This window comes from Streptomyces longispororuber, assembly GCF_014656095.1.
GTDB classification, from domain to species: domain Bacteria; phylum Actinomycetota; class Actinomycetes; order Streptomycetales; family Streptomycetaceae; genus Streptomyces; species Streptomyces longispororuber.
Genome location: NZ_BNBT01000008.1, coordinates 17,625 through 31,746, shown reverse-complemented (window position 1 = coordinate 31,746; position 14,122 = coordinate 17,625). Strand labels below are relative to the sequence as shown.

The window sequence follows — 14,122 nt, the reverse complement described above, 5'->3', positions numbered from 1 at the left end:
CGGGCGCCCCTTCAGCGGACCTTCCCGCTGAGCCAGGGCGTGAGCGTCACCGGCAGGATCAGTTCCTTGTACGTCTCGTCGCCGGGCAGCGGCACGACCAGCCAGTAGCCGGGCGGGAAGCGGCGCCCCTTGACGTACGCGAGGCCGCCGTAGACGGACCGCAGGAAGGCGGGCACGGCGTCGCGCGGCACGTCGTGGAACTCGACGCCGTCGACGGTGATCAACGCGTCGTCGTCCGGGTGGAGCCGCACGGTCACGCAGGGGGAGCCGCCCAGCTCCACGAACGCCTCGTGCGGCAGCGAACCGTCCGGGTCGGTGGTCACGCCGACGCCCGCGGCGAACCGGCGCGAGGTCTGGTCGGCTCCTGTGTCGTGGGCGACCTCGATCTCGCGCGCGTACTCACGGGCGATCTCCCGCAGTGCGCGGACGGCCGCCTCGGTGCTGTGCAGGTGTTCCATGCCGGTCGATCCTGCCTGACGTGGGCGGGCCGGGGGTTCGCGGGTCCGGAGGCGCGCGGGTGCGGTGAGTGCCGCCGCTGTCGCGGGCGCCGCGCGTGGGTGGGCTTCCGTTTCTTCCTGGCTCGGCTTCCCGTCGCCGAGCTTTCACCGATAAATGTCACGCCCTAGGTTTGATCCACAACTAACTGTGGTTATCCACAGGCGAGTTGGGTCGTCTGTGGATAACTGCTAGTCGCCATGCGGCTTTTGCGCAATTACGCTCCCCTTGTCGGGTGTTGCTGTCAGTGCGTCCAACGTCCGGCTGTGCAACTCGCGTTCAGTGGCCGCCGTGACGAAGGCCGCCACGTTGTCCTGACCAACCAGCGCCTGAACCGCAGAGGTTGTCCCGGCGGACAGTGGTACGTACTGCACCTCGACACCGTGGTGCGGAGTCTCCTCCGCCGTGAGGCGCTGACGTAGGTAGCGGGTCGCGAACAGGCGCATGGCGCGCGCCAGTTCGGCGTCCACCGTCTTCTGCGCGAGCGGGCGCAGCTTGCGGACGAGCGCGGCCGCTTCGGCGGCGTCCGCCTCGCTCGGCGGATGGTCTCCCAGATAGCGCGCGAAGACGTGCTCGTTGGTGAACTCCAGGAATCGGGCGGCTATGTGCTCGACCTGTCCTCGCAACTCGCGCAAGTGACCGGCAATTGCGGACAGCGGTACGCCCGCCGCGTGCAACTCCACAGCGGCCGCCAGCTCTTGGGGGCTGGGCACCAGGAACTCGTCGTCCTTGCCGGGAAGGGGTTCGAGCACGCCGAGTGCCAAGGCGTCCGCCACCGCCGCGTCGTCCTGGGCGCCGCCGAACGCCGCGTCCAGCTCCTCCCGGGTGATCCGGTCGGCCTCCTCATCCGTCCACGGGCCGTCCACCTCGGCGACCAGGCCGAGCACACCGCCGAGGCCACGGCCCGCGTCCCAGGCCTCCAGGAGTTCCTTGATGGAAGCCAGGGTGTACCCCCGGTCGAGCAGGTCGGCGATCTGCCGCAGCCGGGACAGGTGCGTGTCGTCGTACACGTTGGAGCGGCCGCGCCGCTCGGGCCGCGGCAGCAGCCCCCGGTCCTGGTAGGCGCGGATGGTCCGCACGGTGGCGCCGCTGTGGTGGGCGAGGTCCTCGATGCGGTACTCCACGACAGGCCTGCCCGGGGCCGCCGGGTCGTGGTCCTCCTGCGGTGTGGGCCGGCCCGCGGCCCCTAGGGGTCGGCGGTGCTCCTCGGCAGTGGCCGGGCCCTCGTGGTCCGGGTTCCCCTGGTCCGTGCTCACAGCGGGGGCTCCCAGCGGGCCAGGGCGCGCAAGGCCTTGGGCGTGAAGCGGGACATGAGGTGGGCCCCGCGGGCCTCCGGTGTGACCGGGACCACGGCCCGGTTCTGCGCCACGGCCCGCAGTACGGCGTCGGCGACCTTCTCCGGCGGGTAGTTGCGCAGCCCGTACCACCGGGCGGACTTCTTGCGGCGGCGCATCTCCTCCTCGGCGTCGACCCCGGTGAAGCGGGCGGTCGCCGTGATGTTCGTGTTCACCAGGCCCGGGCAGATCGCGGTGACGCCGATGCCCCGGCCCGCCAGCTCGGCGCGCAGGCACTCGCTCAGCATGAGGACGGCCGCCTTCGACGTGCTGTACGCGGGCAGCAGCCGGGACGGCTGGAAGGCCGCCGCCGACGCCGTGTTGACGATGTGGCCGCCCTGCCCGCGCTCGGCCATCTGCCTGCCGAAGAGGCGGCAGCCGTGGATGACCCCCCACAGGTTGACGTCCAGGACCTTCTTCCAGTCCTCGGCGCTGGTGTCGAGGAAGGCGCCGGACAGGCCGATGCCCGCGTTGTTGACCAGGACGTCCACCACGCCGTACTCGGCGGCCACCTTCTCGGCGAGCTTCTCCATCGCCTGACCGTCGCTGACGTCGACCGTCTCCGCCCAGGCCGCCGGGGCACCGACGAGCCGGGACAGCTCGGCGGTGCGGGCGGCACCCTCCGCGTCCCGGTCGACGGCCACCACCCGCGCCCCGGCCTCCGCGAACGCGAACGCCGTGGCCCGTCCGATGCCGCTGCCCGCGCCCGTGACGAGCACCAACTGGCCCGAGAACCGGTCCGCGTACGGCCGCGGGGCCGCGGCGGCTGTCACCGGCGGCACACCGTCCTCGTGCGCCGTGACGAAGTCGGTGATCCAGGCGGCCAGTTGGTCCGGGCGGGTGCGCGGTACCCAGTGCTTGGCGGGCAGCGTGCGCCGGGTGAGCCGCGGGGCCCACCGCTCCAGGTCGTCGTACAGCCGCTCCGACAGGAACGCGTCGCCCGTCGGCGTGATGAGCTGCACCGGCACGTGCGCGTACGCGTCCGCGCGGGGCCTGCGCAGACGGGCGCGGACGTTGTCGCGGTAGAGCCAGGCGCCATGCGCCGCGTCCGTCGGCAGCGACGGCGTGGGGTAACCGTCCGCGGGCACCTTCTCCAGCCGCTGGAGGAGCCTCGGCCAGCGCCGGCCGAGCGGGCCGCGCCAGGCCAGCTCGGGCAGCGCCGGGGTGTGGAGCATGTACACGTACCAGGACTTGGCGCCCTGGGCGGCGAGCTGCGCGGCCCGGCGCGGTGTCGGCCGCGTCAGGCGCTTGGCGATCCAGTGCCCGAAGTGGTCGAGGGACGGGCCCGACATCGAGGTGAAGGACGCCACGCGCCCCTCCGTGCGGCGGACCGTCACGAACTCCCAGCCCTGCACCGAGCCCCAGTCGTGCCCCACGAGGTGCACCGGCCTGTCCGGGCTGACCGCGTCGGCCACCGCGAGGAAGTCGTCGGTCAGCTTCTCCAGCGTGAAGCCGCCCCGCAGCGGCTTCGGCGCCGTCGACGCGCCGTGGCCGCGCACGTCGTACAGCACCACGTGGAACCGCTCGGCCAGGCGCACGGCGACCTCGGACCACACCTCCTTGGAGTCCGGATAGCCGTGCACGAGCAGCACCGTGGGCCGCCCGGCCTCCCCCAGCTCGGCGACACACAGCTCCACCCCGCCGGTGCGCACCCGGCGCTCACGCGCACCCGGAAGATCCACGGTCGTCATGCGGCAGCCCTCGCAGCGTTGTCCTCGGCCCAGCGCCGCACGTGCGGCAGGTCGTCGTCCAGCCAGAACGCGCTCTCCTCGGGGTCCGCGGAGTCGGTGACCACGAGGATCTCCTCGAACTTCGCGCCCGTGCCCCGGAACCCGAGGTGCGGCTCCACCGCCCACAGGCCCGGCCGCGGCGGATGGTCGGAGAACCGGTACGGCGACCACAGGGGCGACCAGCCGTCCCGGTGGCCGCGCAGCGCGTCGCTCGCGAGGCCCTTCAGGGACTGCGTGCCGAAACCGAGGACGTGCGGTGAGAAGCGGCGCTGCCTGACCCGGCCGACCTTGTGCGCGATGACGCCGAAGGGGTAGGCGCGATGGCGGTTGGCGTACCCCTGGTGGACCATGAGGCGGTCCACGTCCTCGTAGATCTCGCGCAGCGGACGGCGCTCGCGCACCTCGCGCAGGATCAGGTCCCGGTGCGCCTCCAGGTCGGCGAGGAGCCTGTCGTGCACGGGGTTGAGGCCGAGGCAGCCCGAGTAGCCGATGTCGGCCGTGTACCCCTCGTACACCGGAGCCATGTCGAGGATGAAGGGCATGCCCGGCTCCAGCGCGCGGTGCGTCGGGAAGAACTGCAGCGGCACCCGGAAGTTCACGAACGCCGTGCGGTCGCCGAACCACGCGAAGGGCAGGTGGAACCAGTCCCGCACACCGCGCTCACGCAGCCACACCCGCTGCATCCGCGCCGCCTCGCGCTCCGTCACCCCCGGCTTGAGCTGGGCGGCGACCGCCTCCGCGCATGCGTACGCGAGGGCCTGCACACGCTGGAACCCCCGCAGCTCCGCGGTGAGTTCACCCTTCCCTGCTGAGGTCATGCCACCGTCCGTCCCAAGTCGGTACCACCCGCCGCGCACCTGGGTGCGCCGTCCCCGTACGCCCTTCGTCCCCCGCGCCCTCATCTCCTTACGCGTTCGTTCCCTTAAGCGTTCGTCCCCGTGCGGGCCCGTCCCGGTGCGCGTCTGTCCCGTGCGCGTCCATCCGGTGCGCGTCCGTCCGGTGCGCGCTCGTCCCTCTACGCGTTCGTAACGTGACACTGACGAATGTGACAATGACTGGCGGCTGCGTCAAGAGGTCCGCATGAGCCTCCGGGACCGGTCCGGGAGAACCCCGAGCGGGCCTCCGGGTGAGCACCGAGCGACCCTCGGGGTGATGGCCGAGCGAGCCCCCGGAAGATCACCCGGGCATCGACGTCCGGACGACCCTTACGGGCCCCTAATACTCGAGAGTGACGCCGGACAGGCCCCTGGACTGACGACCCGTCCGCCCTCCGCCTCTACCGTCGGACACGTGACTGTGATCGCGACCGAAAGCCTGAGCAAGCGGTTCCCGAAGGTGACCGCACTTGACCGGCTGACCTTGGACATCGGGGCCGGCGTGACCGGACTCGTCGGAGCCAACGGGGCCGGCAAGTCCACGATGATCAAGATCCTGCTGGGTCTGTCCCCGGCCACCGAGGGCACCGCGTCCGTGCTCGGCCTCGACGTCGCCACCAGCGGTGGCCAGATCCGCGAGCGCGTCGGGTACATGCCGGAGCACGACTGCCTGCCGCCCGACGTCTCGGCCACCGAGTTCGTCGTCCACATGGCGCGCATGTCCGGACTGCCGCCCGCCGCGGCCCGCGAGCGCACCGCGGACACCCTGCGCCATGTCGGCCTCTACGAGGAGCGCTACCGCCCCATGGGCGGCTACTCGACCGGCATGAAGCAGCGCGTGAAGCTCGCCCAGGCCCTGGTGCACGACCCCCAACTGGTCTTCCTGGACGAGCCGACCAACGGCCTCGACCCCGTCGGCCGCGACGAGATGCTGGACCTGATCCGCCGCGTCCACACCGACTTCGGCATCTCGGTCCTGGTCACCTCGCACCTCCTCGGCGAACTGGAGCGCACCTGCGACCACGTCGTCGTCATCGACGGCGGCAAACTGCTGCGCTCCAGCTCCACCACGGACTTCACCCAGACCACCACGACCCTGGCCGTCGAGGTCACCGACAGCGACGAGCACCCCGACGGCACCGGCGCGCTGCGCGCGGCCCTGGGCGCCCGCGGCGTAACCACCCAGGACGACGGCGGAGGGCTGCCCGGCGCGGGCCACATCGTCCTGCTCGACGCCGCCGACGAGGCCGTCTACGACTTCGTCCGGGACACCGTCGCCGACCTCGGCCTCGGCCTCGTCCGCATGGAACAGCGCAGGCACCACATCGCCGAGGTCTTCCGCACCGGGCACGAGCAGCACGGACAGCGCGAGAACCACGAGCAGCACGAACAGCACGGACACCACGGACAGCCGGAAAACCCCTCCGGCCGCCCCGCCGCCCCGACCACGACGCCCCCCGCCCCGCAGACCGGAGGCGCCCAGCGATGACCGCCGAGACCCCGCCCGCCCACGGCGCCCACGGCGCCGACGCCAGCCGCATCCACAACATCGGGTACCGCACCTACGACGGCCCCCGCCTCGGCCGCGCCTACGCCACCCGCTCCCTGTACTCGCAGAGCCTGCGCGGCGCCTACGGCCTCGGCCGCTCCGCCAAGTCCAAGGTGCTCCCGATGATCCTCTTCGGGGTGATGTGCGCCCCCGCGCTGATCATGGTCGCGGTCGCCGTCGCCACCAAGGCCGACAAGCTGCCCGTCGACTACACGCGCTACGCCGTACTCCTCCAGGCTGTCATCGGCCTCTACCTGGCGGCCCAGGCCCCGCAGACCGTCTCCAGGGACCTGCGGTTCAAGACAGTGCCCCTGTACTTCTCCCGGCCCATCGAGCGCGTCGACTACGTGCGCGCGAAGTTCGCCGCCATGGCATCGGCCCTGTTCATCCTGACCGCGACACCGCTGATCGTGCTCTACGTAGGGGCGCTGTTGGCGAAACTCGACTTCCCGGAGCAGACGAAGGGCTTCGCCCAGGGACTCGTCTCCGTGGCCCTGCTGTCGCTGCTGTTCGCCGGGATCGCGCTCGTCATCTCCGCCGTCACGCCCCGCCGCGGCTTCGGCATCGCCGCCGTCATCGCCGTCCTGACCATCTCCTACGGAGCGGTGTCCACCGTCCAGGCCATCGCGCACGAACAGGGCGGCAACGACACCGCCGTCCAGTGGCTCGGCCTGTTCTCGCCGATCACCCTCATCGACGGCGTACAGACGGCGTTCCTCGGCGCGACCTCCTCCTTCCCCGGGGGCGAGGGCCCCTCGGCCTCGGTGGGCGTCGTCTACCTCCTCGTCGTCCTCGCCCTCGTCGCGGGCAGCTACGTCGCCCTCATGCGCCGCTACCGAAAGGCCGGACTGTGACAACGATCAGCATCGACCACGTCTCCCGCTGGTTCGGCAACGTGGTGGCCGTCAACGACATCACCATGACCATCGGTCCCGGCGTCACCGGCCTCCTCGGCCCCAACGGCGCCGGCAAGTCCACCCTCATCAGCATGATGGCCGGCTTCCTCGCCCCCTCCACCGGCACCGTCACCCTCGACTCCAAGCCCACGTGGCGCAACGAGGACATCTACAAGGAGCTCGGCCTCGTACCGGAGCGGGAGGGGATGTACGACTTCCTCACCGGCCGCGAGTTCGTCGTCGCCAACGCCGAACTGCACGGCCTCGGCAAGAAGGCCGCCCAGAAGGCCCTCGCCACCGTCGAGATGGAGTACGCGCAGGACCGCAAGATCTCCACGTACTCCAAGGGCATGCGGCAGCGCGTGAAGATGGCGTCCGCGCTCGTGCACGAGCCCTCCGTGCTGCTGCTCGACGAGCCGTTCAACGGCATGGACCCGCGCCAGCGCATGCAACTCATGGACCTGCTGCGCGCGATGGGCGACGAGGGCCGCACCGTCCTGTTCTCCTCGCACATCCTCGAAGAGGTCGAACAGCTCGCCTCGCACATCGAGGTGATCGTCGCCGGACGGCACGCCGCCAGCGGGGACTTCCGCAGGATCCGGCGCCTCATGACCGACCGCCCGCACCGCTACCTGGTGCGCTCCAGCGACGACCGCGCCCTCGCCGCCGCCCTCATCGCCGACCCGTCCACCGCGGGCATCGAGGTCGACCTCAAGGAGGGCGCCCTGCGCGTCCAGGCCGTCGACTTCGGCCGCTTCACCGGCCTGCTGCCCCGCGTCGCGCGCGAACACGGCATCCGGCTGCTCACGGTCTCGCCCTCGGACGAGTCCCTCGAGTCGGTCTTCTCCTACCTCGTCGCGGCCTGAAGGGAGCCACCGTGTACGACCCCACTGTCGCCCGGCTCACCTACCGGGCCCTGCTCGGCCGCCGCCGGGCACTGATCCTCCTCGCCCTGCCGCTGCTGCTCGTCGTGATCGCCGCCGCGGTCCGCGGCTTCAACGGCGCCGACGACCAAGTGGCCGCCGACCTGCTCGGCGGCTTCGCGCTCGCCACCATGGTGCCGATCATCGGCGTCATCGCGGGCACCGGCGCCATCGGCCCCGAGATCGACGACGGCTCCGTGATGTACCTGCTGTCCAAGCCGGTCAAGCGGCCCACGATCATCGTCACCAAGCTGACCGTCGCCATCGCCGTGACCATGGTGTTCTCCGCGGTCCCGACGCTCGTCGCCGGGCTGATCCTGAACGGCAACAGCCAGCAGATCGCCGTCGCCTACACCATCGCCGCCCTCGTCTCCTCCATCGCGTACGCGGCGATCTTCCTGCTGCTCGGCACCGTCACCCGCCACGCGGTGGTCTTCGGGCTCGTTTACGCGCTCGTCTGGGAGGCCCTCTTCGGCTCCCTGGTCTCCGGGGCGCGCACGCTCAGCGTCCAGCAGTGGTCGCTCGCCGTCGCCCACAAGGCCACCGACGCGGGGGACCTCGTCACCTCCGACGTGGGCCTGCCCGCCGCCGTCGTCCTGCTGCTCGTGGTCACGGCCGGCACCACCTGGTACGCCGGGCGGCGCCTGCGGACGCTGACGGTCGCGGGCGACGAGTAGGTCCCGCGGACGCCAGGGGGCCCGGGGCGCGCGCCGGAAATTCGGTGGCGGGCGTCCCGGCCCGCCCGGCACAGTGGATGTGTCACCGCGCGAGGCCCATGGCCGGGCGCGCATCTACCGGGAGAGGAGGCGGCGTTGAGCACCAGTAGTCCGTCGCACTCCCGACAGGGCGGTCCGCGGCAGGCTCGGGAGTCCTCACCCACTCCGTGAGAGCCGCGCCACGGGGGAGACCGCCCGGGGCGGCCGCTTCGAGCGCGCAGACCTCTGCGCGGGCCGCCCACCCGGAGGATTGGCCGAGTGGTAAGGCAGCGGCTTGCTAAGCCGTCGTCGGGGTTGGCGCCCCGCGCGCGTTCGATCCGCGCATCCTCCGCGGTACGTTGCACTGGGCTTGAGTGGGGTTGAGGGTGCTGCGCTGGCTGCCCCTGTGCCCTGCGGGGTGAGGCTCTGGTGGAACGTCTTGGGCGGCACCGGGTGCTGTGCCCACCCTCCCCCGAGCTCTCGGCTTCGCTCGAGCAGGGGGGACCCCCATCGCTCCCGGGGCTCGGGTCAGGGAAGCAGGCGTTCCAGGACGACCGCGATGCCGTCGGCCTCGTTGGACGCCGTGACCTCGTCCGCCACCGCCTTGAGCTCCTCGTGGGCGTTGGCCATGGCCACGCCGTGGGCGGCCCAGGCGAACATGGGGATGTCGTTGGGCATGTCACCGAAGGCGATCGTGTCCGCGGCCTTCGCCTTCAGGCGGCGGGCCGCCAGGGACAGGCCCGTCGCCTTGGTCAGACCCAGCGGCAGTATCTCCACGACGCCCGCGCCCGCCATCGTGACGCCGACGAGGTCACCCGCCACCTGCCGCGCGACGGCCGCGAGCGCGTCGTCGTCGAGGCCGGGGTGCTGGATGTACACCTTGTTCAGCGGCGCCGACCACAGGTCGGCCGGGTCGGCGAGCGGGACGACGGGCAGCGGGCCCTCCTGGACCACGTACCCGGGTCCCACCAGGACCTCGCCCTCGAGGCCGTCGCGGCTCGCGGCGAGCGCCAGCGGCCCGACCTCGGCCTCGATCTTCGCCAGGGCCAGACCCGCGAGCTGCCGGTCGAGCGTGACCGACGTCAGCAGGCGCCGCTCGCCAGCGTGGTACACCTGCGCGCCCTGGCCGCACACCGCGATGCCCTCGTACCCGAGGTCCTCCAGGATGTGCCGCGTCCAGGGCACGGAGCGCCCGGTGACGACGATGTGGGCCGCGCCCGCCGCGGTGGCCGCGGCGAGCGCGTCACGCGTACGCGTCGAGACCGTGTCGTCGGGGCGCAGCAGCGTCCCGTCGAGGTCGGTGGCGACGAGCCGGTAGGGGAAGGGGGCGCTCACTTGGCGGTGGGCTCCAGGATCTCCCGGCCGCCCAGGTACGGGCGCAGCACCTCGGGCACGCGCACGGAGCCGTCCGCGAGCTGGTGGTTCTCGAGGAGCGCCACGATCGTGCGCGGCACCGCGCACAGCGTGCCGTTCAGCGTGGCCAGCGGCTGCACGTGCTTCTTGCCGTCGCGGTCCTCACGCATGCGCACGGACAGGCGGCGGGCCTGGAAGCCGTCGCAGTTGGAGGCGGAGGTCAGCTCGCGGTACTTGCCCTGGGTGGGGATCCAGGCCTCGCAGTCGTACTTGCGCGAGGCGGACGCGCCCAGGTCGCCGGAGGCGACGTCGATGACCTGGAACGGCAGCTCCAGGGCGGTCAGCCACTGCTTCTCCCAGTCCAGGAGCCGCTTGTGCTCGTCCTGTGCGTCCTCGGGCGCGACGTAGGAGAACATCTCGACCTTGTCGAACTGGTGCACCCGGAAGATGCCGCGGGTGTCCTTGCCGTACGTGCCGGCCTCGCGGCGGAAGCAGGGCGAGAAGCCCGCGTACCGCAGGGGCAGCTTGTCGGCGTCGATGATCTCGTCCATGTGGTACGCCGCGAGCGGGACCTCGGACGTGCCGACCAGGTAGAAGTCGTCCTTCTCCAGGTGGTACACGTTCTCGGCGGCCTGGCCGAGGAAGCCGGTGCCCTCCATGGCGTGCGGGCGCACCAGGGCGGGGGTCAGCATGGGGGTGAACCCGGCCTCCGTGGCCTGCGCGATCGCCGCGTTGACCAGGGCGAGCTCCAGAAGCGCGCCGACGCCCGTCAGGTAGTAGAAGCGCGAGCCGGAGACCTTGGCGGCGCGCTCCACGTCGATCGCGCCGAGCGCCTGGCCGAGCTCCAGGTGGTCCTTCGGCTCGAAGCCCTCGGCGGCGAAGTCACGGATCGTGCCGTGCGTCTCCAGGACGACGAAGTCCTCCTCGCCGCCGACCGGGACGTCGGGGTGCACGAGGTTGCCGAGGCGCAGCAGGAGGCGCTTGGTCTCCTCGTCGGCCTCGTCCTGCTCGGCGTTCGCGGCCTTGACCGCGGCGGCCAGCTCGCCCGCCTTCTTCAGGAGTTCGGCCTTCTCGTCGCCGGAGGCCTTGGGGATGAGCTTGCCGAGCGCCTTCTGCTCGGAACGGAGCTCGTCGAAGCGGACACCTGACGACCTGCGCCGCTCGTCGGCGGAGAGCAGGGAGTCGACGAGGCCGACGTCCTCTCCACGGGCGCGCTGCGAAGCGCGAACACGGTCGGGGTCCTCACGGAGCAGGCGAAGGTCAATCACCCCTCCAGGCTACCGTCGGGCGCTTCCGGGTCACGACTCGATATTCACACCTGACGCCGTTATGCCCGATATGCCGGAATGTGAATTTCTCGCCCCTCGTTTCGCCCCCGGTGGCGACGGAACGCGCCCTTCGCGGCTGTCCACGCGGCCGCGAAGGGCGGTTCCCGCGAGGTCAATAAAAGGGGCGCCGTTCCCTGAATCGGGGCAGATGCCCCGCACCGCCTTGACTCGATTTCCTTGTGGGGAACGGGACTTGGGGACGGGGTTGTCCACAGGAATGGGTGCGTCCAGGAAGTTATCCACAGGCTGTGCGAAAGATCTGTGGATGCCGCGAGAAGCCCCTCTCCATGCTCCCGCACAACGAGGGAATCCCGGCCCAAACCTGCTCAGCGCCCACTTTCGAGTGGAAATGGTTAACTCCAAAGAGTCGCCGTGTGGAAAGCGGTGGACGAAGGAGTGGCGAGAGTGGCTCTGGGCGGTCTTGCGCACTGAGGGCCTATATGTCGGCAATGTCGAGTTCCCTTGTCGACTTGTCCCCAGGTCGAGAAGGGGACCTGTGGATAACTCCTGTGGACAAGTTAAATCTGCAGGTAGGACTGCGGACAGCGGCCCACACGAGCCCACACCGGCCCACGCCGGCCCACACCAGCCCCTACGAGTCCCCCGCGAGAGCGCACCCGCCCGCACGCGGGCATGCGAAAGCACCGGGACAACCCCGGTGCTCACCCGCTAAACGTTCAGAACCGGCCGTCCTGGCACCGCGCCAGCCAGTCCGAAGCCGCCATGAACTCCTCGTCCGACGTCCCCGGCCGCAGCGCCCGCACCTCCTGCGGCGCCACCCCCGCGCGCGGATACGACCCGAGGAAACGCACCTTCGGACAGATCCGCTTCAGGCCCATCAGCGCCTCGCCCACCCGGCGGTCCGTGATGTGCCCCTCGGCGTCCACGGAGAAGCAGTAGTCGCCGATGCCGCGTCCCGTCGGACGGGACTCGATCCGCATCAGGTTGACGCCGCGCACCGCGAACTCCTGGAGCAGCTCCAGGAGCGCACCCGGGTGGTCGTCGCCGAGCCAGATCACCAGGGACGTCTTGTCCGCGCCGGTCGGCGCCGCGGGCCGGGCCGGACGGCCCACGAGCACGAACCGCGTCTCCGCGTTCGCCGCGTCGTGGATCTCGGTCACCAGCGGCTCCAGGCCGTACGTCACCGCGGCGAACTCCCCCGCGAACGCCGCGTCGAACCGGCCCTCCTGGACCAGCCGCGCGCCGTCCGCGTTCGACGCCGCCGACTCCCACACCGCGTCCGGCAGATGCGCGGCCAGCCAGTTGCGCACCTGCGGCTGGGCCACCGGGTGGCCCGTCACCGTCTTGACGTCCTTCAGCTCGGTGCCCGGACGCACCAGGAGCGCGAACGCGATGGGCAGCACGACCTCGCGGTAGATCATCAACGGCTCACCCTTGGCGAGCTCGTCGACGGTGGTCGTGACACCGCCCTCCACCGAGTTCTCGATCGGCACCAGCGCCGCGGCGGCCTCCCCCGCGCGCACGGCGTCCAGCGTCGCCGGAACCGACACCATCGGCACCAGCTCGCGGGTCGCCGCCTCCGGCAGGGTGCGCAGGGCGGCTTCGGTGAAGGTGCCTTCAGGGCCGAGGTAGGTGTAGCGCGTCGCCGACATGCGGTCAGCCTATGCGGCGCGACGGCCCGCCGGACACGGGCTCACGAACGGCGCCGACATCCCCGCGCTCACCCCTCCAGCAACGCCTGCCCCACGTACTCCCCGGGACCCGCCCCGCCCGGCACCGCGAAGACACCGCTCGCCTCGTGCCGTACGAACGCCGACAACGCGTCACCCCGGTCGAGCTTCCGCTGCACCGGGACGAACCCCCGCAGCGGGTCGGCCTGCCAGCAGATGAACAGCAGCCCCGCGTCCGGCTCGCCCTTGGCGGTGAAGCCGTCGTGGTACGAGAACGGCCGCCGCAGCATCGCCGCGCCCCCGTTCTGGTCGGGGCGGCTGATACGGGCGTGCGCGTTGAGGGGGACGACCAGGTCACCGCCCTCGGTCGTCTTCTCCAGGTCCATCTCCGTGGTCTCCGTACCGCCCGTCAGCGGCGCGCCGTCGGCCTTGCGGCGGCCGATGACGTCCTCCTGTGCCTTGGTGGAGAGCTTCTCCCAGTCGTCCAGGAGCATCCGGATACGGCGTACGACGGCGTACGAGCCGCCCGCCATCCAGGCCGGGTCGGCGTCCGCCGGCTTGTCCGGCACGAAGATCCGCCGGTTGAAGTCGTCGTCGGACGGCTTCGGGTTGTTCGTGCCGTCGACCTGGCCCATCAGGTTGCGCGTCGTCATCGGGCGGGCCGTGGCCCCCGGCGCACGGTTGAAACCGTTCATCTGCCAGCGCAGCCGCGCCGCCGCGCCCGTCTCCCGCTGCACCGCCCGCAGCGCGTGGAAGGCCACCAGGGCGTCGTTCGCGCCGATCTGCACCCACAGGTCACCGTTGCTGCGGGCCTTGTCGAGACGGTCCGAGGAGAACTCCGGCAGCGGATCCAACGCGGCCGGCCGCTGCTTCTCCAGACCGGTACGGCCGAAGAAGCCGTGGCCGAAGCCGAAGGTGACCGTCAGCGAGGACGGACCCGCGTCCCGCGCGACGTCCGTGTCCCGGTCCTCGCCGCCCACCGGCTCGCCCGCCATCAGCCGCCGTGCCACCTCCGACCAGCGGCGCAGCAGGGCCGCCGCCTCCTTGCGCCCGGTGCCCGGGGCCAGGTCGAAGGCGACGAGATGGCCGCAGGACTGCACGGGCGTGGTGATCCCCGGCTGATGTTTCCCGTGAAACATCACCTCGTCCGAGCCGAGCGACGTCAACGGCGCCCGCGACCCGTCCGAGCCGCCGGAAGAGCCCGAGGACGCCGCCGCGTACCCGGCCGCGCCGCCCGCCGCCCCCAGGGCGAGGCCGGTGGCGCCCGCCGTACCGAGCAGGCGCCGTCGCGAAATGGTGTGGTCCGCCATGGT

At 71.5% G+C, this 14,122-nt stretch carries 12 protein-coding genes and 1 tRNA gene; 5 read left to right on the top strand and 8 right to left on the bottom strand.

Features of this window, described 5'->3' with window-relative positions; genetic code table 11:
- Positions 1-11: 11 nt before the first annotated feature.
- From IE330_RS04545 to IE330_RS04530, 4 genes are all read right to left on the bottom strand, one after another.
- Complete coding sequence (locus IE330_RS04545; protein ID WP_190134535.1) at positions 12-458, bottom strand: hypothetical protein; 447 nt, start codon at positions 456-458, stop codon at positions 12-14.
- A 228-nt stretch (positions 459-686) separates the two neighbouring features.
- Positions 687-1,619 (bottom strand): MerR family transcriptional regulator, encoded by a 933-nt coding sequence (locus tag IE330_RS04540; protein ID WP_190134596.1) that lies wholly within the window; start codon positions 1,617-1,619, stop codon positions 687-689.
- A 128-nt stretch (positions 1,620-1,747) separates the two neighbouring features.
- Positions 1,748-3,520 (bottom strand): SDR family oxidoreductase, encoded by a 1,773-nt coding sequence (locus IE330_RS04535; protein WP_190134534.1) that lies wholly within the window; start codon positions 3,518-3,520, stop codon positions 1,748-1,750.
- Positions 3,517-4,377: a M24 family metallopeptidase gene (locus IE330_RS04530; RefSeq protein WP_190134533.1), complete on the bottom strand. Its 861-nt coding sequence runs from the start codon at positions 4,375-4,377 to the stop codon at positions 3,517-3,519. The genes IE330_RS04535 and IE330_RS04530 overlap by 4 nt, the downstream gene beginning before the upstream one ends.
- Positions 4,378-4,855: 478 nt before the next feature.
- Here IE330_RS04530 and IE330_RS04525 point away from each other — a divergent pair, with 478 nt between their 5' ends.
- From IE330_RS04525 to IE330_RS04505, 5 genes are all read left to right on the top strand, one after another.
- Complete coding sequence (locus IE330_RS04525) at positions 4,856-5,923, top strand: ABC transporter ATP-binding protein (RefSeq protein WP_229925386.1); 1,068 nt, start codon at positions 4,856-4,858, stop codon at positions 5,921-5,923.
- Entirely contained in the window at positions 5,920-6,837 is a 918-nt protein-coding gene (locus IE330_RS04520) for an ABC transporter permease (protein WP_190134532.1), read from the top strand. The genes IE330_RS04525 and IE330_RS04520 overlap by 4 nt, the downstream gene beginning before the upstream one ends.
- Entirely contained in the window at positions 6,834-7,745 is a 912-nt protein-coding gene (locus tag IE330_RS04515; protein WP_190134531.1) for an ABC transporter ATP-binding protein, read from the top strand. Before IE330_RS04520 ends, IE330_RS04515 begins: the two co-directional genes overlap by 4 nt.
- A gap of 11 nt (positions 7,746-7,756) precedes the next feature.
- Positions 7,757-8,479: an ABC transporter permease gene (locus IE330_RS04510; protein WP_190134530.1), complete on the top strand. Its 723-nt coding sequence runs from the start codon at positions 7,757-7,759 to the stop codon at positions 8,477-8,479.
- A 283-nt stretch (positions 8,480-8,762) separates the two neighbouring features.
- A tRNA-Ser gene (locus IE330_RS04505) sits at positions 8,763-8,849 on the top strand.
- Between the two features lie 176 nt (positions 8,850-9,025).
- Here the strand turns inward: IE330_RS04505 and IE330_RS04500 are convergent.
- From IE330_RS04500 to efeB, 4 genes are all read right to left on the bottom strand, one after another.
- Complete coding sequence (locus tag IE330_RS04500; protein ID WP_190134529.1) at positions 9,026-9,832, bottom strand: HAD family hydrolase; 807 nt, start codon at positions 9,830-9,832, stop codon at positions 9,026-9,028.
- Complete coding sequence (gene serS / locus IE330_RS04495; RefSeq protein ID WP_190134528.1) at positions 9,829-11,118, bottom strand: serine--tRNA ligase; 1,290 nt, start codon at positions 11,116-11,118, stop codon at positions 9,829-9,831. Before serS ends, IE330_RS04500 begins: the two co-directional genes overlap by 4 nt.
- Before the next feature lie 737 nt (positions 11,119-11,855).
- Positions 11,856-12,791 carry a prephenate dehydratase gene (gene pheA, locus IE330_RS04490; protein ID WP_190134527.1) on the bottom strand — a complete coding sequence of 312 codons (936 nt, stop codon included), beginning with the start codon at positions 12,789-12,791 and terminating at the stop codon, positions 11,856-11,858.
- A 68-nt stretch (positions 12,792-12,859) separates the two neighbouring features.
- Positions 12,860-14,119, bottom strand: a complete 1,260-nt coding sequence (efeB, locus tag IE330_RS04485) for an iron uptake transporter deferrochelatase/peroxidase subunit (RefSeq protein ID WP_190134526.1) — start codon at positions 14,117-14,119, stop codon at positions 12,860-12,862.
- Between the last annotated feature and the right edge of the window lie 3 nt (positions 14,120-14,122).

Bases quoted from the DNA above. Each gene is read 5' to 3' on its own strand.
- pheA (WP_190134527.1), bottom strand. From the start codon at position 12,791: ATGTCGGCGACGCGCTACACCTACCTCGGCCCTGAAGGCACCTTCACC.
- IE330_RS04535 (WP_190134534.1), bottom strand. From the start codon at position 3,520: ATGACGACCGTGGATCTTCCGGGTGCGCGTGAGCGCCGGGTGCGCACC.
- efeB (WP_190134526.1), bottom strand. From the start codon at position 14,119: ATGGCGGACCACACCATTTCGCGACGGCGCCTGCTCGGTACGGCGGGC.
- IE330_RS04545 (WP_190134535.1), bottom strand. From the start codon at position 458: ATGGAACACCTGCACAGCACCGAGGCGGCCGTCCGCGCACTGCGGGAG.
- IE330_RS04530 (WP_190134533.1), bottom strand. From the start codon at position 4,377: ATGACCTCAGCAGGGAAGGGTGAACTCACCGCGGAGCTGCGGGGGTTC.
- IE330_RS04520 (WP_190134532.1), top strand. From the start codon at position 5,920: ATGACCGCCGAGACCCCGCCCGCCCACGGCGCCCACGGCGCCGACGCC.